This is a genomic window from Streptomyces sp. NPDC048659 (assembly GCF_040650575.1).
Taxonomy (GTDB): domain Bacteria; phylum Actinomycetota; class Actinomycetes; order Streptomycetales; family Streptomycetaceae; genus Streptomyces.
Genome location: NZ_JBEZHM010000042.1, coordinates 24207 through 41969, shown reverse-complemented (window position 1 = coordinate 41969; position 17763 = coordinate 24207). Strand labels below are relative to the sequence as shown.

17 protein-coding genes and 1 pseudogene are annotated in these 17763 nt (G+C 73.0%); 9 read left to right on the top strand and 9 right to left on the bottom strand.

The window, feature by feature from the left end:
* Both AB0C99_RS27530 and AB0C99_RS27525 read left to right on the top strand, forming a co-directional pair.
* On the top strand, nucleotides 1-210 hold the full coding sequence (locus AB0C99_RS27530) for a hypothetical protein (protein WP_362480340.1): 210 nt from the start codon (nucleotides 1-3) through the stop codon (nucleotides 208-210).
* A 78-nt stretch (nucleotides 211-288) separates the two neighbouring features.
* On the top strand, nucleotides 289-750 hold the full coding sequence (locus AB0C99_RS27525; protein ID WP_362480337.1) for a hypothetical protein: 462 nt from the start codon (nucleotides 289-291) through the stop codon (nucleotides 748-750).
* On the opposite strand, the gene AB0C99_RS27520 is transcribed toward AB0C99_RS27525, so the two are convergent.
* The gene (locus tag AB0C99_RS27520; protein WP_362480334.1) at nucleotides 701-3688 is read right to left on the bottom strand and encodes a bifunctional [glutamine synthetase] adenylyltransferase/[glutamine synthetase]-adenylyl-L-tyrosine phosphorylase; all 2988 of its coding nucleotides are present in this window, start codon (nucleotides 3686-3688) and stop codon (nucleotides 701-703) included. The two genes, AB0C99_RS27525 and AB0C99_RS27520, sit on opposite strands and share 50 nt — an antisense overlap.
* A 141-nt stretch (nucleotides 3689-3829) precedes the next feature.
* Here AB0C99_RS27520 and AB0C99_RS27515 point away from each other — a divergent pair, with 141 nt between their 5' ends.
* A complete protein-coding gene (locus AB0C99_RS27515; protein WP_362480331.1) occupies nucleotides 3830-4261 on the top strand; it encodes a VOC family protein in 432 nt (143 codons plus the stop codon).
* On the opposite strand, the gene AB0C99_RS27510 is transcribed toward AB0C99_RS27515, so the two are convergent.
* The 3 genes from AB0C99_RS27510 to AB0C99_RS27500 all read right to left on the bottom strand — a co-directional run bounded on the left by AB0C99_RS27510 (nucleotide 4258) and on the right by AB0C99_RS27500 (nucleotide 7108).
* Nucleotides 4258-4791, bottom strand: a complete 534-nt coding sequence (locus AB0C99_RS27510) for a GNAT family N-acetyltransferase (RefSeq protein ID WP_362480328.1) — start codon at nucleotides 4789-4791, stop codon at nucleotides 4258-4260. The two genes, AB0C99_RS27515 and AB0C99_RS27510, sit on opposite strands and share 4 nt — an antisense overlap.
* Nucleotides 4792-4857: 66 nt before the next feature.
* A complete protein-coding gene (locus AB0C99_RS27505; protein ID WP_362480325.1) occupies nucleotides 4858-5391 on the bottom strand; it encodes a hypothetical protein in 534 nt (177 codons plus the stop codon).
* Between the two features lie 355 nt (nucleotides 5392-5746).
* The gene (locus AB0C99_RS27500) at nucleotides 5747-7108 is read right to left on the bottom strand and encodes a glutamine synthetase family protein (protein WP_132915727.1); all 1362 of its coding nucleotides are present in this window, start codon (nucleotides 7106-7108) and stop codon (nucleotides 5747-5749) included.
* 237 nt (nucleotides 7109-7345) lie between these two features.
* On the opposite strand from AB0C99_RS27500, the gene AB0C99_RS27495 reads away from it, so the two are divergent.
* The 4 genes from AB0C99_RS27495 (at nucleotide 7346) to AB0C99_RS27480 (ending at nucleotide 9675) form a co-directional block, all read left to right on the top strand.
* Entirely contained in the window at nucleotides 7346-7732 is a 387-nt protein-coding gene (locus tag AB0C99_RS27495) for a hypothetical protein (protein WP_362480322.1), read from the top strand.
* 75 nt (nucleotides 7733-7807) lie between these two features.
* The gene (locus AB0C99_RS27490; RefSeq protein WP_362480319.1) at nucleotides 7808-8485 is read left to right on the top strand and encodes a DUF3105 domain-containing protein; all 678 of its coding nucleotides are present in this window, start codon (nucleotides 7808-7810) and stop codon (nucleotides 8483-8485) included.
* Nucleotides 8482-9108: a DUF305 domain-containing protein gene (locus AB0C99_RS27485; protein WP_362480316.1), complete on the top strand. Its 627-nt coding sequence runs from the start codon at nucleotides 8482-8484 to the stop codon at nucleotides 9106-9108. Before AB0C99_RS27490 ends, AB0C99_RS27485 begins: the two co-directional genes overlap by 4 nt.
* Before the next feature lie 147 nt (nucleotides 9109-9255).
* Nucleotides 9256-9675 (top strand): CBS domain-containing protein, encoded by a 420-nt coding sequence (locus AB0C99_RS27480; protein ID WP_362480313.1) that lies wholly within the window; start codon nucleotides 9256-9258, stop codon nucleotides 9673-9675.
* Nucleotides 9676-9694: 19 nt separating this feature from the next.
* Here the strand turns inward: AB0C99_RS27480 and AB0C99_RS27475 are convergent, their stop codons facing one another.
* The 3 genes and pseudogenes from AB0C99_RS27475 to AB0C99_RS27465 form a co-directional block, all read right to left on the bottom strand.
* Nucleotides 9695-10507: an alpha/beta fold hydrolase gene (locus AB0C99_RS27475; protein ID WP_362480310.1), complete on the bottom strand. Its 813-nt coding sequence runs from the start codon at nucleotides 10505-10507 to the stop codon at nucleotides 9695-9697.
* A gap of 221 nt (nucleotides 10508-10728) precedes the next feature.
* Nucleotides 10729-11451: pseudogene (locus AB0C99_RS27470) on the bottom strand (DUF998 domain-containing protein); the annotation flags it as partial.
* Nucleotides 11452-11463: 12 nt separating this feature from the next.
* Nucleotides 11464-12945, bottom strand: a complete 1482-nt coding sequence (locus tag AB0C99_RS27465) for an APC family permease (protein ID WP_362480307.1) — start codon at nucleotides 12943-12945, stop codon at nucleotides 11464-11466.
* Between the two features lie 228 nt (nucleotides 12946-13173).
* Between AB0C99_RS27465 and AB0C99_RS27460 the strand changes: the two genes are divergently transcribed.
* Both AB0C99_RS27460 and AB0C99_RS27455 read left to right on the top strand, forming a co-directional pair.
* Complete coding sequence (locus tag AB0C99_RS27460; RefSeq protein ID WP_362480304.1) at nucleotides 13174-14022, top strand: DUF4190 domain-containing protein; 849 nt, start codon at nucleotides 13174-13176, stop codon at nucleotides 14020-14022.
* A 103-nt stretch (nucleotides 14023-14125) separates the two neighbouring features.
* Nucleotides 14126-15883 (top strand): NAD+ synthase, encoded by a 1758-nt coding sequence (locus AB0C99_RS27455; RefSeq protein WP_362480302.1) that lies wholly within the window; start codon nucleotides 14126-14128, stop codon nucleotides 15881-15883.
* A gap of 12 nt (nucleotides 15884-15895) precedes the next feature.
* Here the strand turns inward: AB0C99_RS27455 and AB0C99_RS27450 are convergent, their stop codons facing one another.
* Complete coding sequence (locus tag AB0C99_RS27450) at nucleotides 15896-16921, bottom strand: endonuclease/exonuclease/phosphatase family protein (RefSeq protein WP_362480299.1); 1026 nt, start codon at nucleotides 16919-16921, stop codon at nucleotides 15896-15898.
* Nucleotides 16922-17089: 168 nt separating this feature from the next.
* The gene (locus AB0C99_RS27445; RefSeq protein ID WP_362480297.1) at nucleotides 17090-17728 is read right to left on the bottom strand and encodes a TetR/AcrR family transcriptional regulator; all 639 of its coding nucleotides are present in this window, start codon (nucleotides 17726-17728) and stop codon (nucleotides 17090-17092) included.
* Nucleotides 17729-17763: the final 35 nt, after the last annotated feature.

The following is a 17763-nucleotide window of genomic DNA, read 5'->3' as shown; positions in this document are numbered from 1 at the left end:
GTGACCATCGTGATCCTGTCCGTCCTTGTCGTGCTGGCCGCCATGGGCTGCGGCTGCGTGGTCTGGGCCGCCCGGGGCGGCCCTCGCTGGACCCGCGGGGTGGCCTCGGCGACCCTGGCGGCGGGCGAACTGGCCCGCGGGGTCAGCCGGTCGAGCCGGCGGCGCGACGGGGGCGGGGGCGGGGACGACGGCGGGGACGGCGGGCAGTAGGGGCCCGCGCGCCGTGGCGGCGGCCCTCCCGCACCCCACTATGCGCTCCATGTATACACACTACGTATAGTCGCGTCCATGACCACCGTCTCACGGCCGTTCAAGGCCCTGGCCGTCTCCTCGCTGGCCGTCGCCGCCGCGCACCTGATCCTCTCCGACACCCTCTACCTGGGCTTCGCCGGACAGGCCGCGTCCACCCTGGGCGGCGGGGGCCCGGCCTACTCCGCCGACCAGGCGTTCACCACCGCCCTCATGAACACCGCCCTGGTGCTGCCCCTGGTGCTGTGGATCGGGCTGCGGATCTCCGGCGAGCGCGGGCTCTGGGTGACCGTGCTCACCGGGACCGGCGCCTGGATCGTCACCGTATGGAACGGGATCGACCTCCTCGACGACGCCCCCGGCACCGTACTCCCGCTGAGCCGGCTCGCCCTCGTGGTGGGCCTGACCGCGCTCGCCTCGCTCGTGCCCACCGCCGCCGCGCGCCGCGCCGCTACGCGCCGTAGAAGCGCTCCTCCACCACCGCCCGCGCCCGGCGCGTGATCCGGCGGTAGTCGTCGACCATCTCGCCGACGTGGCCCGGCCCGTAGCCCAGGTAGCGCCCGACCGCGGCCAGTTCGCGCGGCTCCGAGGGGAAGGTGTCGCCGGGGCGGCCCCGGACCAGCATCACCGCGTTGCGCACCCGGGTCGCCAGCACCCAGGCGTCGTCCAGGATCTGCGCCTCGTCCGTGGGCAGCAGCCCCGCCGCGCGCGCGGCGGCCAGCGCCTCGCGGGTGCGGGTGGTGCGCAGCCCCGGCTCGGCCCAGCCGTGCCGCATCTGCATCAGCTGCACCGTCCACTCGACGTCGCTCAGCCCGCCGCGGCCCAGCTTGGCGTGGAGGGTCGGATCGGCGCCGCGCGGCAGCCGCTCGGTCTCCATCCGGGCCTTGAGCCGCCGGATCTCGCGCACCGCGTCCTCGCCGAGCCCCTCCGCCGGGTAGCGCAGCGGGTCGGCCAGCGCGATGAAGCGCGCGCCCAGGTCCGCGTCGCCCGCCATCGGCTCGGCGCGCAGCAGGGCCTGGCTCTCCCAGACCAGCGACCAGCGCCGGTAGTACGCCTCGTACGACTTGAGGGTGCGGACCAGCGGGCCGCTCTTGCCCTCCGGGCGCAGGTCCGCGTCGATGAGCAGCGGCGGGTCGGCGGTGGGGACTTGCAGCAGCCTGCGCATCTCGGCGACGACCCGGTTGGCGGCCCGGGACGCCTCCTGCTCGTCGACGCCCTCGCGGGGCTCGTGCACGAACAGCACGTCCGCGTCGGAGCCGTAGCCGAGTTCGCCGCCGCCGAAGCGGCCCATGCCGATGACCGCGAAGCGGGTGGGGAGTTCGTCGCCCCACTCGGCCCGTACGGCGGCCCGGAGGGCGCCCGCGAGGGTGGCCGCGTTGAGGTCGGTGACGGCCTGGCCGACCCGGTCCACGAGCGCGCCGGGGTCGGGCTCGCGCGGGCTGTCCTCCGTACCGTACGAGCGGATGAGGTCGGCGGCGGCGGTGCGGAACAGCTCGCGGCGGCGCACCCCGCGGGCCGCCGCCACCGCCTGCTCGGCGCCGTCCGCGCGCCCGACGGCGGCCAGCACCTCCTGCTCCAGGTGCTCCCGGCCGCGCGGCTTGAGGCCCTCCGGGTCGCCGAGGATCGCGACCGCCTCGGGGGCGCGCAGCAGCAGGTCGGGGGCGAGGCGGCCGGCGGACAGGACCCGGGCCAGGTTCTCGGCGGCGGCGCCCTCGTCGCGCAGCAGGCGCAGGTACCAGGGGGTCTTGCCGAGCGCGTCGGAGACCTTGCGGAAGCCGAGGAGGCCCGCGTCCGGGTCGGCGGAGTCGGCGAACCAGCCGAGCAGCACCGGCAGCAGGGTGCGCTGGATGGCGGCCTTGCGGCTGACGCCGGAGGACAGCGCCTCCAGGTGGCGCAGGGCGGCGGACGGGTCGGCGTAGCCGAGGGCTTCGAGGCGCTGGCCGGCGGCCTTGGGGCTGAGCCGGATCTCGCCGGGGGCGAGCTGGGCGACGGCGTCGAGGAGCGGGCGGTAGAACAGCTTCTCGTGCAGGCGGCGCACGACGGCCGCGTGCCGCTTCCACTCCTTGGTGAGCGCCGCGACCGGGTCGGTGCGCAGGCCGAGGGAGCGGCCGAGGCGGCGCAGGTCCTCGTCCGCCTCGGGGACGAGGTGGGTGCGGCGCAGCCGGTAGAGCTGGATGCGGTGCTCCATGGCGCGCAGGAAGCGGTACGCCTCGTCGAGCTGGGCGGCGTCGGCGCGGCCGACGTAGCCGCCCGAGGCGAGGGCGGCGAGCGCGTCGAGGGTGCTGCCGCTGTGCAGAGTGGCGTCGCTGCGGCCGTGCACGAGCTGGAGGAGCTGGACGGCGAACTCGACGTCGCGCAGGCCGCCGGGGCCGAGCTTCAGCTCGCGGTCGACCTGGGCGGCGGGGATGTTGTCGACGACCCGGCGGCGCATCTTCTGCACGTCGGGGACGAAGTTCTCGCGCTCGGCGGCGTGCCAGACGAGCGGGGAGAGGGCCTCGACGTAGGCGGCGCCGAGCTCCTGGTCGCCGGCGACCGGACGGGCCTTCAGCAGGGCCTGGAACTCCCAGGTCTTGGCCCAGCGCTGGTAGTAGGCGAGGTGGGAGGAGAGGGTGCGGACGAGGGGGCCGTTGCGGCCCTCGGGGCGGAGGTTGGCGTCCACCGGCCAGATGGTGCCCTCGACGGTGGTCTCGGAGCAGATCCGCATGAGGTGGGAGGCGAGCCGGGTGGCGGCCTGGATCGCCTTGCCCTCGTCGGCGCCCTCGGCGGGCTCGCCGACGAAGATGACGTCGACGTCGGAGACGTAGTTGAGCTCGTGGCCGCCGCACTTGCCCATGGCGATGACGGCGAGCCGGCACTGCGCGGCGTCCTCGGGCGCGGCGGCGCTCGCCAGGGCGAGGGCGGCGCGCAGGGTGGCGGTGGCGAGGTCGGCGAGCTCGGCGGCGGTCTCGGCGACGTCTATGGTGCCGCACACGTCGCGCGCGGCGATGGCGAGCAGGCAGCGCCGGTAGGCGACCCGCAGCGAGACCGGGTCGTCGGCCTCGGCGAGCCCGCGCTCGAACTCGGCGACGCCCGGGTGCAGATCGGCGGCCTCGTACGTGACGAGGGCCTGCCAGTCGAGGGGGTGGCGGGTCAGGTGGTCGGCGAGCGCCTCGGAGGCGCCGAGCACGCCGAGCAGCCGGTCGCGGAAGGGCTTGGCGGAGAGCAGCGTGGTGGTCAGCGCGGGCCGTTCGGCCTCGGGCTGCGCCTCGACGAGCCGGACCAGGCCGCGCAGGGCGAGGTCGGGGTCGGCCGTGCCGCCGAGGGCGTCGAGGAGCACCGGGTCGCCGCGCAGGGCGGACAGCTCCTCCAGGTCGAGCAGGCGCTCGGCGGCGGACGGATCGGTGAACCCGTGTCGCAGCAGCCTGCTGAACGTACTGCTCCTGCGTCCCGGCACCGTCATGCCAGCGCTCCCTCCACCGGTCGGTCCAGTACCCGGACGAGCCTAGTCCTCCTGGAGCCGGGTTGGTGTTCCGAGGTGCGTGGCGGGAGATCTTCGTACAGGGTGGTGGGGCCGACCGCAGCCGAGCGAGGAGCCCCGATCGTGAACTGGACCCTGGAAGTCGTGCCCGTGCCCGTCGCCGATGTGGACCGGGCCAAGGAGTTCTACGCCGGGAAGTGCGGCTTCGCGGTGGACCTGGACCAGGAGGTGGCGCCGGGCATCCGGATCGTCCAGATCACCCCTCCGGGTTCGCGGTGTTCGCTGACGCTGATCCAGGGGATGCCGCCGTTCCCGGGCACCCGGGAGATGGCCCCGGGCACCCTGCGCGGCCTCCAGCTGTGCGTCACGGACATCGAGGGCGCCCGGGGCGCGCTGATGGCGGCCGGTGTGGAGGTGTCGCCGGTGATGCACGTGGGGGCGACGGGGTGGGAGGAGGGCAAGGGGGAGACCTGGAACTCCTTCATGACCTTCGCGGACCCGGACGGCAACGGCTGGGTGGTCCAGGAGGCACCGTCGGAGCTGTCGGACCGCTAGGACGCGCCCGCGCTGCCGCTACCGCTACCGCCGCCGAAGACGATCCGATAATTCCGGACGGTCTCGTCCTCTCCCTCGTACGCCATGCCGGCGGCCTCCATCACCCGCTGGGAGGGGATGTTGGCGAGGTCCGCGTCACCGCGCACGGCGCTCGCGCCGGCCTCGCGGGCGCGGGCGATCATGCCGCGCAGCGACTCGCTGGCGTAGCCGTGGCCGCGGTGCTCGGGGACCAGCCCGTAGCCGATGGTGACGACGCCGTCGGGGCCGGGCGGCCGGTGGAAGCCGATGCCGCCGATGACGAGCCCGTCGGCGGCGAGCCGGATCGCGTACGGCCGGTAGGCCCCCGGGTCGCCCCGCTCGGCGATCCCGTCGAGGAACGCCCGCGCGCTGCGGACGTCACCGACGCCGGGATACTCGGCGGCCCACCGCTCGCCTTCGGCGGGCCGGGCGTCGACGATGCGCTGGGCGTCGCCGAAGGAGAGCGGGTGCAGGACCAGGCGCTCGGTCTCAATGATCTTGATCTCAGTCATTGGCCGCAGTCTCGGCCAGCCCCGGGGGCGGACGCAACGGGTTTGCGGACCGGCGGCCCGTCCCTCTCACCTGGTCAGCGTGCCGTCCTGAGTCTCGGTTACGGTGACCTTCCCCTCCTGTCGGTTCAAGACCCTGGCTACTACCTTGCGGATGCCGGCAAAGTCGCGCTTCGTATGCTCCGGGGACGGGCCGGGCCTCTCCATGGCCTTCTCCAGGTACGCGGGGTGCCACGCCGAGGCGGCACCACTGACATCGATCCTCTCCACCCTTCTCCCGCCCACCTGGTCCTTTATCGCCTTCAGGATCTCGTCGGAGTACATGCCTCCGTCCACTCTGAACAGACTGGCATGACCGCCGACTTTGCCGCCGTCCCGGAGGTAGACAGTGATGGTCAGGCAGCTTGTGACCGAGGGATAGACGATCGTGCCGCCCGAGCCGACCTCCTTGACTTCGCCCTCGGCGACGCTCTGCGTCTCCGCCGCGCCGGTGCCCCCGCCGGCGTTGTCGTTCTCGGCGCGCTGGACGGTCGGGTCCGTGCCGTACGGCGTGTGCCCGCGGTAGGCCGCCAGCGCACGCGTTGTCGCGGCGTTGCCCGCCACGCGCTGTAGGGCGGTCACTGCCGACGGGCTCAGGGGGCCGGTCATTCCGTGCGGCAGATCACCCGTCGGGCCGGTCGGGGCGGGCCGCCGCGGTGCCCCGGCAGGTGTCCCTCCGGTCTATCCCCCGTGTGTGCGCTCGTGCTGGTGCAAGGCGTCCCCTCTCGGATGGCTCGGCATGAGCGACTCACCTTGTTCCCCGCCGCCGTCGGGGCACAAGGCGTGCGAGGGCAGACAGAAGGGCACTCCGCACGGGGGCGACGGGCGTCCGGGAATCGGCGAGCGGCCCGGCCGGACGCGGGAGCGCGTCCGGCCGGGCCGAGGGTGGATCGGGCGGGGTCCGCCGTCTGAGCCGCGCCTACAGCACCGGCAGGTTCTTGCGGAGCTCGAAGGCGGTGACCTCGCTGCGGTACTCCTCCCACTCCTGCTTCTTGTTGCGGAGGAAGAAGTCGAAGACGTGCTCGCCGAGGGTCTCCGCGACCAGTTCGCTGCGTTCCATCAGGGCGATGGCCTCGCCCAGGTTCTGCGGGAGGGGCTCGATGCCCATCGCGCGGCGTTCGGCGTCGCTCAGGGCCCAGACGTCGTCGTCGGCGCCGGCCGGGAGTTCGTAGCCCTCCTCGATGCCCTTGAGGCCCGCCGCGAGGAGGACCGCGTAGGTCAGGTAGGGGTTGGCGCCCGAGTCGATGGAGCGGACCTCGACGCGGGAGGAGCCCATCTTGCCCGGCTTGTACATCGGGACGCGGATCAGGGCGGAGCGGTTGTTGTGGCCCCAGCAGATGTACGCGGGGGCCTCGCCGCCGGAGCCGGCGGTGCGGCCCGAGCCGCCCCAGATGCGCTTGTAGGAGTTGACCCACTGGTTCGTCACGGCCGAGATCTCGCCGGCGTGCTTCAGCAGGCCCGCGATGAAGGAGCGGCCCACCTTGGAGAGCTGGTACTCCGAGCCCGACTCGTAGAACGCGTTGCGGTCGCCCTCGAAGAGGGAGAGGTGGGTGTGCATCCCGGAGCCGGGGTAGTCGGAGAACGGCTTCGGCATGAACGTGGCCTGCACGCCCTGTTCGAGCGCGACCTGCTTCATGACCAGGCGGAAGGTCATGATGTTGTCCGCCGTGGACAGCGCGTCCGCGTAGCGCAGGTCGATCTCCTGCTGGCCCGGCGCGCCCTCGTGGTGGGAGAACTCCACCGAGATGCCCATCGATTCGAGCATGGTGATGGCCTGGCGGCGGAAGTCCATGCCCACGTTCTGCGGGGTGTGGTCGAAATAGCCTGAGTTGTCGGCGGGGGTGGGGCGGGTGCCGTCCAGCGGCTTGTCCTTCAGCAGGAAGAACTCGATCTCGGGGTGGGTGTAGAACGTGAAGCCCAGGTCCGAGGTCTTCGCGAGGGCCCGCTTGAGGACGTAGCGCGGGTCCGCGAAGGACGGCGAGCCGTCGGGCATCAGGATGTCGCAGAACATCCGGGCCGTGCCGGGGGCCTCCGCGCGCCAGGGCAGGATCTGGAAGGTGCCCGGGTCCGGCTTGGCGATCATGTCCGATTCGTATACACGGGCGAAGCCCTCGATCGCCGAGCCGTCGAAGCCGATGCCCTCGTCGAACGCCTGCTCAAGCTCGGCCGGGGCGACGGCCACCGACTTCAGGAAGCCCAGCACGTCGGTGAACCACAGACGCACGAAGCGGATGTCGCGCTCCTCGAGCGTACGGAGCACAAATTCCTGCTGCTTGTCCATTTCCACACCCATCCTCGCTGGTCAGGCCGCCTGCTGCCACCGCCTCGGGCACATCGGGGGGCACCTGAGCATCCCACCACATGGTTTCGTGCACGTTGCACACCCATAGTGCCTGCTCCGCTGTGACCGAGGTAACGGGGAAGCGGCCGGAAAGCGGCGCCGGTCAGGCATCTTTCCGGTACCGACTGGTACCCCGTTCGGCCCAAGGACACCCTTCAACCACTACGATCGGCGCCCATGGGAGCCTCCCGGCTCATCGGCCCGCCGCGACACGCGCGTCCCCTGGCACTGGCGAGTGCCGTGGCGACGCTCGTCGGCGCGCTCTTCCTCTGTCTGGGGGCCCGCGACACCGTCGGCGGCGGCTCCTTCGCCGAGCACGAGCGGACCACCCGGCACCACGCCTCGGTCGTCGAGCAGTTCGTCTGCCCCTACGACCCGGCCGGCTGCTCCCTCTTCCCGTCCCTCTCCCCCGCGGTGCTCAGCGCCCCGCCGCCGGCGGCCCCGCTGCACCCGGAGGGACGGCCCCCGCGCCCCGGCGCGCCGCACCACTCCGGCCCCGCGCCCGGCCCGGCCGCACGGGCCCGTGCGCCGGACCTCCACGTCCTTCAGGTCCTGCGGACGTAACCGGCCGGGTTATCCCCCTCAGTTCGTTCGCATTTCTTCTTTCACTTCCGAACTTCCGAGAAGGACGACACCACCATGGCCGCGAACCGCTCCACCACCGCCGACCGCCGCGCGAAGATAGCCGAGCTGCGCCGCGCCGAGCAGGCCCGTGAGCGCCGCAACCGTCTCCTGACCATCGGTCTCTCCAGCGTCGTCGTGCTCAGCCTCGTCGGCTTCGGCGGCTGGGTGATCACCAAGGAGAACAAGGAGCAGGAGCAGCAGGAGGCCGCCGCGAAGGCGCCCATCAAGGACGAGAAGTCCTGGGACGCCAAGAAGCTGGGCCGCAACCACGTCACCACCCCGGTGAAGTACGACATGAAGCCGCCGGTCGGCGGGGACCACAACCCCGTCTGGCAGAACTGCAACGGCGACGTCTACGACAAGGCCGTGAACGACACCAACGCGGTGCACTCCCTGGAGCACGGGGCCGTCTGGGTGACGTACAACAAGAAGGCGTCCCCCGCCGACATCGAGAAGCTGAGCGCGAAGGTCAAGAAGACCCCGTACTCGCTGATGAGCCCGGTCGACGACCAGGCCGGCGCGATCATGCTGAGCGCCTGGGGCAAGCAGGTCACCGTGGACGGGGCGGGCGACCCGCGGGTCGACGCCTTCTTCACCAAGTACGTGGGCGGCCCGCAGACCCCCGAGCCGGGCGCCGCCTGCACCGGCGGGGTCGGCGCGGACGGTCAGGGCGGCGCCGGGATGGGCCAGTGAAGCTGAACCGGACGCAGTGGGCGTCCGTCACCGCCGTGGTCCTGGCCCTGCTGTTCGCCGGGGGCGCGGTCACCGTCGCCTCCGCGGACCGCGACCGGGCGCCGAGCACGCCCACCGCGGAGTCGGCGGACGCGGGCTTCGCCCGTGACATGTCCGTCCACCACCAGCAGGCCGTCGAGATGTCCTTCATCGTCCGCGACCGTACGAAGGACGAGGCGGTGCGGCGGCTCGCGTACGACATCGCCAACACCCAGGCCAACCAGCGGGGCATGATGCTGGGCTGGCTCGACATGTGGGGGCTGCCGAAGGTGCAGTCCGGCGTGGAGCCGATGACCTGGATGGGCATGGGCTCCACGGCCGCGGGCGGCGAGGACGGCGAGCTCATGCCGGGCATGGCCACCCGCGCCGACCTGGACCGGCTGCGCAAGGCGTCCGGGCGGGACGCGGAGGTGCTGTACCTGAAGCTGATGACCGCGCACCACAAGGGCGGCATCCACATGGCCCAGGGCTGTGTCGAGCGCTGTGTGCCCGGGGTCGAGCGGGACCTGGCGCAGGGCATGGTCGACGCCCAGGAGTCCGAGATCAAGCTGATGGCGGACATGCTCAAGGAGCGCGGCGCCTGACCGCCGCCCCCCCTGTGCCGATGCGCCGGCCCCCGTGACCCCAGCGGTCGCGGGGGCCGCGTCGCGCCCGGACAATGGGGGGTGCTCGGGGACCCCGTACGCACGCCTGCGTCCGACGTCAGGCGTTCGACGAAAGGTACGCGCCCCATGACCACGGCGAAGGACATCATGCACCCGGGGGCCCAGTGGATCCCCGCACACGAGACGCTCGACCGTGCCGCGCAGCTGATGCGCGAACTGAACGTGGGCGCCCTGCCCATCGCCGACCAGAACGAACGGCTGACCGGCATCATCACGGACCGCGACATCGTGGTGGGCTGTGTGGCCATGGGCCACGATCCCGCCAAGATCACCTGCGGTGAGATGGCGAAGGGCACGCCCCGCTGGATCGACTCGGGCGCCGACGTGGGCGCGGTCCTGGAGGAGATGCAGAGCCATCAGATCCGGCGGCTGCCCGTCATCGAGGACAAGCGGCTGGTCGGCATGATCAGCGAGGCGGATCTGGCGCAGCGGCTGACGGACGAGCAGCTGAAGGCGTTCTGCGCGAGCGTGTACGCGGCTTCCTGAGCGGCCTCCTGAGCCGCCCTCAGTCCCCCAGCACCGCCCCGGCCACCGCTTCCGGGCGGTCCAGCATGACCAGATGGCCCGACGGCTCGGCCGCCTCGTAGCGGGCGCCGAGCCGGCGGGCCAGCGCGCGCTGGCGGCGCGCCCAGCGGGCGGAGCCGTCGGGCGCGGCGAGCACGGTGACGGGCAGGCCCGGCGGCAGCGGGGCGCGCTCGCGCAGGGCGAGGAGCTCGGCGGCCACGGCGCCGTAGCGGGCGTTCTCGTCGAGGGCGCCGCGGAAGACCCTCGAGGTGCGGTAGACGCGGCGGACGAGGGCGGGCGGGGCGGGGTCGTGCCGTACGGAGAGGCGGCGGGCGAGCGGTCCGAGGGCGGCCGGGACCCCGGCGGCGGACAGCAGCGCGCCGAGCGCGCGGGCGCGGGCCGGGGCGGTGCGGGAGGCGCGGGGGCGCTCCTCCACGGAGGAGTCGACGAGCACGAGCGCGGCGGTACGGGCCGGGTGCAGGCGCGCGAACGCCTCGGCGTGGAAGCCCGCGATGGAGTGGCCGACGACGGTGGCGGGGCCGGGCAGCCGCAGGGCGTCGAGGATCGCGGCGATCCGGTCGGCCTCGCCGGTGACGGTGGCGGGCCCGGCGGCGGGGGCGGAGAGGCCGTGGCCGGGGCGGTCGAAGCGGACGACGGTGCGGTGCGGGGCGAGCAGCGGGACGACCGGCGCCCAGTCGAACCAGCTCAGCCCGAGCCCGGTGGCCAGCACGCAGACGGGCCCGTCCCCGTCGACGACGACGTGGTGCGGGACGCCGCCGACCCGGACGAAGCGGGGGCGCGGCTCCCCGTTCACGAGCGCCGTCCCCGGTCCCGTACCGGGGGCTCGGGCGGGTCGGGTGGTCCGGACGGGCCTGGCGGCCCGGTCGGTCCGGTAGGCCCCGGCGGCCCGGACGGCCCGGCGGCCCCGGCTGCCCCTGGCGGCCCGGACGCCCCGGACGGCCCTGCCGCCCCAGGCGCCCCGGCCGCCCCGGCCGTCCCAGCCCGGCCCCCGCCCGAAGCGGCGGCCTCGCCGGTGCGGGTCTCCCGGTGGACGGACCAGGCCAGGACCGCCAGCCACAGGGCGACCAGGGCGACCTGGAGGCGCTGGCCGGCGCCCAGGGACCACAGGCCGTTGCCCGCCTCGAAGGAGGCGATCGCGGCGAGGGTCCAGGCGGTGGCGGCGAGTTCGAGGGCGACGAGGACCGGGCCGGTGCGGGCCAGGGGGCGCCACAGGCGGTAGCGGCGGGCGGCGACGGTGAGGGCCACTATGGCGGTCAGCGCCCCGGCCATGGCGAGGCTGGAGCTGACGGCGTGGGCGGTGTGGGTGGCGGGGACGAGGCCGGCGGTCTCGCGGGCCGCGCACTCGGGGTCGGCGGTGGGCGTGCAGCTCAGCGGCAGCCGGGAGTCGACGGCGGTGGCGGCCCCGAAGAGGGCGAGGGCGAGCCAGCCCAGCAGCAGCCAGGGGCGGCGGCGGCCCGGTTCGCGGCGGGCCCAGGAGGTCCCGGCGCCGCCCGCCCGGCCGTGCCAGCCGGTGGCCGCGAGGCCGGCCAGCGCGCCCGCGAGGACGAGCAGCCCGGCGACGAGGTCGGTGGCGCGGAACAGGCCGCCGAGCGGCTGGTCGGCGGCGGCCAGCTCGGAGACGTACGTCCGGACCGGGTCGAGCCCGGTCTGGAGGACGACTTCGAGGACCCACGCGGTGTACGCGAGCGCTCCGAGCGCGAGGAGGACGGCGGCGGCACGCGGGGCATTCCTGGACACACTCGTCCTACGTCAGGGGGTGCCGGATGGTTCCCGGTGTTCCGGGTGGATCCAGCCGGGCTTGCGGTATCTGAGCAGGGCGCCGGGGATGAGCAGGCCGAGCACGAGCAGGCCGCCGCCGACGATCAGGAGGTAGCGCCACAGCGGCTGGTCGCCGAACCGGTCCGGCGGCACGAAGCCGATGGCGAGGGCGGCGACGGAGGAGACGAAGCCGATCCCGGCGACCCAGGCGACGGCGGGGACCCGGAAGCCGCGCTCGACCTCGGGGCGGCTCCTGCGGAGCTTGACGACGGCGACGAACATCAGCAGGTAGGCGATGAGGTAGATCTGCACGGTGATCACGGAGAACATCCAGTACGCGCTGGAGACGTCGTCGCTGAAGGCGTAGAGGACGCCGATCAGGGTGGTGACCACGCCCTGGGCGACCATGATGTTCATCGGGGCGCCCGCCTTGTTGAACTTCTGGAAGGCGGGCGGCAGGTAGCCCTCCTGCCGGGAGAGCAGGACGAGGCCCTTGGCGGGCCCGGAGAGCCAGGTGAGCATCCCGCCGAGGGCGGCGCAGACCAGCATGACGCCGACGACCTTGGTCATCCAGCCGATCGAGAAGTGGTCGAAGAACGCCTGGAACGCCTGCATGAGCCCGGCGGTCAGGCTGAGCTGGTCGGAGGGCATCACCCAGGCGATGGCCAGGGCCGGAAGGATGAAGATCAGCAGGACGAGCCCGGTCGCCAGGAACATCGACCTCGGGTACTCGCGCTTGGGGTCGCGCAGCGAGGAGACGTGGACGCCGTTCATCTCCATGCCCGCGTAGGAGAGGAAGTTGTTGACGATGAGGACCAGGCTGGCGAGGCCGGTCCACGGGGGCAGCCAGTGGTCGGGGCTCATGGGCTGCGCGGAGGGGTTGCCCTGGCCGAGGAAGACGAGGCCGAGGGTGACGAGCAGGACGCCGGGGATGAGGGTGCCGACGATCAGGCCGAAGGACGACAGGCCGGCGATCGTCCTCGTCCCGTACGCGGAGATCCAGACCCCGGACCAGTAGACGACGACGATGACGATGGCGACGTAGAGGCCGTTCTCCGCGAGGGAGGGGTCGATGACGTACGCGAAGGTCGAGGCCACGTAGGCGAGCAGGCTCGGGTAGTAGGCGATCGTCATGGCGAACTGGCACCACACGGCGAGGAAGCCGAGCGGCTTGCCGAGCGCCTCGCTGACCCAGCGGTAGATGCCGCCCTCCCAGCCGGACGCCAGCTCGGCGGCGACCAGGGCGGTGGGCAGCAGGAAGACCAGGGCGGGCAGCAGGTAGAGGAAGATCGCCGCGAGTCCGTAGATCGCCATGGACGGCGAGGGCCGCAGCGAGGCGACGGACGCGGTCGTCATGAAGGCGAGGGTCAGCCAGGAGATGAACTGGCGCCGGGTGCCGTCGTCCCGGCGGAGCTCCGCGTCGGCCACGCCGGTGTTCCCGGACGGCTCGGCCGGATCGTCGGTGGTCGTCATGGGGCCATGATCAGCGGAGCCGGGCGGCTTCGCATGTCGGGGGAACGGGGCCCCGAAGACCCCCGGTCGCGGCGCCGAAGGTCCTCAAGCGGGCCATTTCGCCCCGCCGCGGATCACGAACACATCTCGTTCACAAATCAAATGGTCTCTCCACATCCCGCTGGTCTACGGTCATGGCCTCAGGGGTGGGGCGGCCTTGCCCTGCCCCGACCCCGTGAAGGACAGCGCATGACCATGCCCACGTATCCCCCCGGCCAGCAGCCCTGGGACCAGCAGGGCACCCAGCCCCCGGCCCAGCCCCGCAACGGGCTCGGAGTCTCGGCACTGGTGCTCGGCATCGTGGGCCTGATCTTCGCCATCATCCCCTTCCTCTTCTGGCTGGGCGGCATCCTGGGCCTGCTGGCCCTGATCTTCGGCATCGTCGGCATGTCCCGCGCCGGCAAGGGCCTCGCGACCAACAAGGGCCAGGCGATCACCGGTCTGGTGCTCGGCGCGCTGTCGATCGTCGTCTCCATCGTCTGGACGATCGCCATCGCCATGGCCGTGAACGACGTGGTCTCCGAGGAGAAGATCCTGCAGGTCGAAGCCGAGCCGTCGGCCTCCGCCTCCGCCAAGCCCGGCACGGCCGCGACCCCCGGCGCCGACACCACCCCCGACGCCCCGGCCGACAAGGCCCCCGGCGCGCTGAAGTTCGGCGAGACCTTCGCGTACGACGACGGCGTCAAGGTCACCATCTCGAAGCCTCGCGCCCACAAGCCCGACGCCTTCGCCGCCGGCTACACCAAGGGCAACAAGGCGTTCCAGGTGACCATCACCATCGTCAACGGCGGCAAGACGCCGCTCGACGTCGCCATCGCCCTGCCGAACGCGAAGGGCGCCGACGGCTCCGCCGCCGAGATGGTCTTCGACGGCAGCAACGCCACCAAGCCCTTCCAGGGCAAGGTGCTCCCCGGCAAGCAGGCCAAGGCCGACTTCACCTTCGCCATGGCCCCCGCCGCCGCCGGCGAGCTCCAGGTCGAGCTCGCCCCGACCATCCTGGAGCACGAGGCCGCGATCTGGTCCGGCCCCACCTCGTAGTCGCGAGGCCCACCGAGTGGGCGTGCAGGGGGGGGGCGCCCGGCGCCCCCCTTTTTCGTGCCCGCCAGGACATAGCGTCGAATTGACGATTAGAGTGGGGAGCGTGCCTCAACTACGCCTCGCCCTGAATCAGATCGACTCGACGGTCGGCGATCTCGCCGGGAACGCCGAGGCCGTCGTCCGCTGGACCCGGCACGCCGCCGCCCAGGGGGCGCACCTCGTCGCCTTCCCCGAGATGGTGCTGACCGGCTACCCCGTCGAGGACCTGGCGCTGCGCCCCTCCTTCGTCGAGGCTTCCCGGGACGCCCTGCGGGCGCTCGGGCGGCGGCTCGCCGACGAGGGCCTCGGCGAGCTGCCGGTCGTCGTCGGCTACCTGGACCGCTCCGCGCGCGACCGGCCTCGGCTGGGCCGCCCGGCCGGCTCCCCGGAGAACGCCGCCGCGGTGCTGTACCGGGGCGAGGCGGTGCTGCGCTTCGCCAAGCACCACCTGCCCAACTACGGCGTCTTCGACGAGTACCGCTACTTCGTCCCCGGCGACACCCTGCCCGTGCTGCGCGTCCACGGCGTCGACGTCGCCCTCGCGATCTGCGAGGACCTGTGGCAGGAGGGCGGCCGGGTCCCGGCGGCCCGCAGCGCCCGCGCCGGGCTGCTGCTGTCGGTCAACGCCTCCCCGTACGAGCGGAACAAGGACGACACCCGGCTCGAACTGGTCCGCTCCCGCGCCCGGGAGGCCGGCTGCGTCACCGCGTACCTGGCGAGCACCGGCGGCCAGGACGAGCTGGTCTTCGACGGCGACTCGATCGTCGTCGACGCGGCCGGGGAGGTGATCGCCCGCGCCCCGCAGTTCGCCGAGGGCAGCGTGGTGCTGGACCTGGAGCTGCCCGCCGCGCTCCCGGACGCCCCCGAGGGGGTCGTCGACGACGGGCTGCGGATCGACCGGGTGGTCCTCTCCGGCGACCCGCTGCCCGCGTACGAGCCGGAGGTGACCGGCGGTTACGCGGAGCGGCTCGACGACGACGAGGAGGTCTACTCGGCGCTGGTGGTGGGCCTGCGGGCGTACGTCGCCAAGAACGGCTTCCGGTCGGTGCTGGTCGGCCTGTCCGGCGGCATCGACTCGGCGCTGGTCGCCGCGATCGCCTGCGACGCGGTCGGCGCGGCGAACGTGCACGGGGTGTCGATGCCCTCGAAGTACTCCTCGGACCACTCGCGCGCCGACGCCGCCGAGCTGGCCCGCCGCACCGGGCTCTCCTTCCGGACCGTCTCCATCGAGCCGATGTTCGACGCCTACATGGGCTCGCTGGGGCTGACCGGGCTCGCCGAGGAGAACCTCCAGTCGCGCCTGCGCGGCACGCTGCTGATGGCGCTGTCCAACCAGGAGGGCCACCTGGTCCTCGCGCCCGGCAACAAGTCCGAGCTGGCGGTGGGCTATTCGACGCTGTACGGCGACTCCGTCGGCGCGTACGGGCCCATCAAGGACGTCTACAAGTCGGACGTGTTCCGGCTCGCGCGCTGGCGCAACCGGGCCGCCGAGGAGCGCGGGCAGCTGCCGCCGGTCCCGGAGAACTCGATCGGCAAGCCGCCGAGCGCCGAACTGCGCCCGGACCAGGTGGACACGGACTCGCTGCCGGACTACGCGGTGCTGGACCGGGTCCTGGAGCTGTACGTGGACCGGGACCGGGGCAAGGACGAGATCGTGGCGGCGGGCTTCGACGAGGAGCTGGTGGCCCGGACGCTGCGGATGGTGGACACGGCGGAGTACAAGCGGCGCCAGTACCCGCCGGGCACCAAGATCTCCGCGAAGGGCTTCGGCAAGGACCGGCGGCTGCCGATCACCAACCGCTGGCGGGAGGCCCGCTCCTGACGCGGCCTCGGCTCAGAGCCGGACGCGGGCCACGACCGGCAGGTGGTCGCTCCCGGTCGCCGGGAGGGTCCAGGAGGCGAGCGGCTCCACGCCCTTGACCATGATCTGGTCGATCCGGGCCATCGGGAAGGACGCCGGCCAGCTGAAGCCGAAGCCGTCACCCGCCGCGCCCTGGGTGGACCGCAGCTGCGAGGTGACCGCGTTGAGCGAGCGGTCGTTCATGGTGCCGTTGAGGTCGCCGAGCAGCACGATCCGCTGGATCGGGTCGTGGGAGATGGCCTCGCCGAGGGCGTCGGCGCTGTTGTCGCGCTGGTTGGCGGTGAACCCGGCGTTCAGCTTGACCCGTACGGAGGGGAGGTGGGCCACGTAGACCGCCACCTCCCCGGCGGGGGCGACGACGGTGGCCCGCATGGCGCGGGTCCAGCCCATCCGGATGTCGACCGCCTTCGGGTCGCGCAGCGGGTAGCGGCTCCACAGGCCGACGGTGCCCTGGACCGAGTGGTAGCGGTAGGTGTCGGCCAGTCCCCGCTCGTAGGTCGGCACCATGTCGCCCTTGAGCTCCTCCAGGGCCACCACGTCCGCGCCGGAGGCGGCGATCTGACGGGCCGTGCCCTCGGGGTCGGGGTTGTCGGCGTTGACGTTGTGGCTCAGCACGGTGAGGCCCTCGCCGGGCTCCGACTTGTCGACGATCAGCCCGCCGAAGAGGTTGACCCAGACGAGGGCCGGGAGCAGCAGGGCGATCAGGGCCGTCGCCGAGCGGCGCAGCAGGGCGAGGACGAGCAGCAGCGGCACGAAGAGGCCGAGCCAGGGCAGGAAGGTCTCGGTGAGGCTGCCGAGGTTGCCGATCCGGTTGGGGATGTCGGCGTGGAGGACCATCAGGAGCGTCAGCAGCACCGCGCACAGGGCGAGGAGGATGCCTCGGCGCCAGATGCCGCGGTCGCCGCGCAGGGCCCGCAGACGGCCGGCGAACCGGGAAGGGCGGTGTTCGTCGCGCGGCGCGCCGCCGCTCTCGGTCTCCGTCATGTCCACCCGCGTCATCGCTGCCGTCCTCACTGCCTTGCTCCGCGACCCGGACTCGACCCTAGGCGATTCCGGTTCGGTCGTACTCCCCGAGGGACGACACAGCCGCGTGGCGGGTTCCTGAGAGCGGTGCGAGGCGTTCCGCTGTAACAGAACGCGCACATTCGTACGACTCGTCCCCGGGGGTCAGGAGCGCGGGCGGAGCCCTTCCATGACCGCGTCGACGACCCGTTCGGCGAGGTCCGGTTCGAGGGTGGCGCCGGGGCGGATGACGGTGCGCAGCAGCAGCGGGCCGGTGAAGAGGTCGTTGACGAGCTCCAGGTCGAGGTCGTCGCGGATCTCGCCGAGCTCGATCCCGCGCCGTACGACGTCGAGGCCGAGGCGGCGGCGGGGCTCGATGACGGTCTGGTGGTAGGCGTCCCACAGCTTGGGATACGCCTGCATCTGCGAGAACACGTTGTGCAGCAGGGCCGAGTTCCGCTTGGCGAGCCCCCGGCGCCGGATCGACTCCATGAGGGCGACGAGGTCGTCCCGGACGGAGACGCCGGGCAGCTCCGGGTCCGGGGGCTCGACGGAGCGCAGCAGGTCGACGAAGAGCTCCTCCTTGCCGGGCCAGCGGCGGTAAATGGTGGCCTTGCCGACCCCGGCGGTGCGGGCGATCTTCTCGATGGAGAGCTCGGTGAGCGGGGTGCCGGCCTCCAGGAGCCCGATCGCCGCGTCGAAGATCGCCTGCTCGGCCGCCTCGCTGCGGGGCCGCCCGCGCCGGGCGCCGCCGGGGCAGTCGTCGGCGGGCGCCGCCCGGGGCCCGTCGTTCTGCTGCGTCACGTCCGCCTCACCTCTCCGTCCGGGCCCCTGGGCCA

Excerpts from the sequence above, each read along its gene's own strand:
- AB0C99_RS27480 (WP_362480313.1), top strand. The coding sequence starts at position 9,256 with ATGACCACGGCGAAGGACATCATGCACCCGGGGGCCCAGTGGATCCCC.
- AB0C99_RS27525 (WP_362480337.1), top strand. The coding sequence starts at position 289 with ATGACCACCGTCTCACGGCCGTTCAAGGCCCTGGCCGTCTCCTCGCTG.
- AB0C99_RS27520 (WP_362480334.1), bottom strand. The coding sequence starts at position 3,688 with ATGACGGTGCCGGGACGCAGGAGCAGTACGTTCAGCAGGCTGCTGCGA.
- AB0C99_RS27450 (WP_362480299.1), bottom strand. The coding sequence starts at position 16,921 with ATGACGCGGGTGGACATGACGGAGACCGAGAGCGGCGGCGCGCCGCGC.
- AB0C99_RS27460 (WP_362480304.1), top strand. The coding sequence starts at position 13,174 with ATGACCATGCCCACGTATCCCCCCGGCCAGCAGCCCTGGGACCAGCAG.
- AB0C99_RS27495 (WP_362480322.1), top strand. The coding sequence starts at position 7,346 with ATGGGAGCCTCCCGGCTCATCGGCCCGCCGCGACACGCGCGTCCCCTG.
- AB0C99_RS27510 (WP_362480328.1), bottom strand. The coding sequence starts at position 4,791 with ATGACTGAGATCAAGATCATTGAGACCGAGCGCCTGGTCCTGCACCCG.
- AB0C99_RS27500 (WP_132915727.1), bottom strand. The coding sequence starts at position 7,108 with ATGGACAAGCAGCAGGAATTTGTGCTCCGTACGCTCGAGGAGCGCGAC.
- AB0C99_RS27490 (WP_362480319.1), top strand. The coding sequence starts at position 7,808 with ATGGCCGCGAACCGCTCCACCACCGCCGACCGCCGCGCGAAGATAGCC.
- AB0C99_RS27465 (WP_362480307.1), bottom strand. The coding sequence starts at position 12,945 with ATGACGACCACCGACGATCCGGCCGAGCCGTCCGGGAACACCGGCGTG.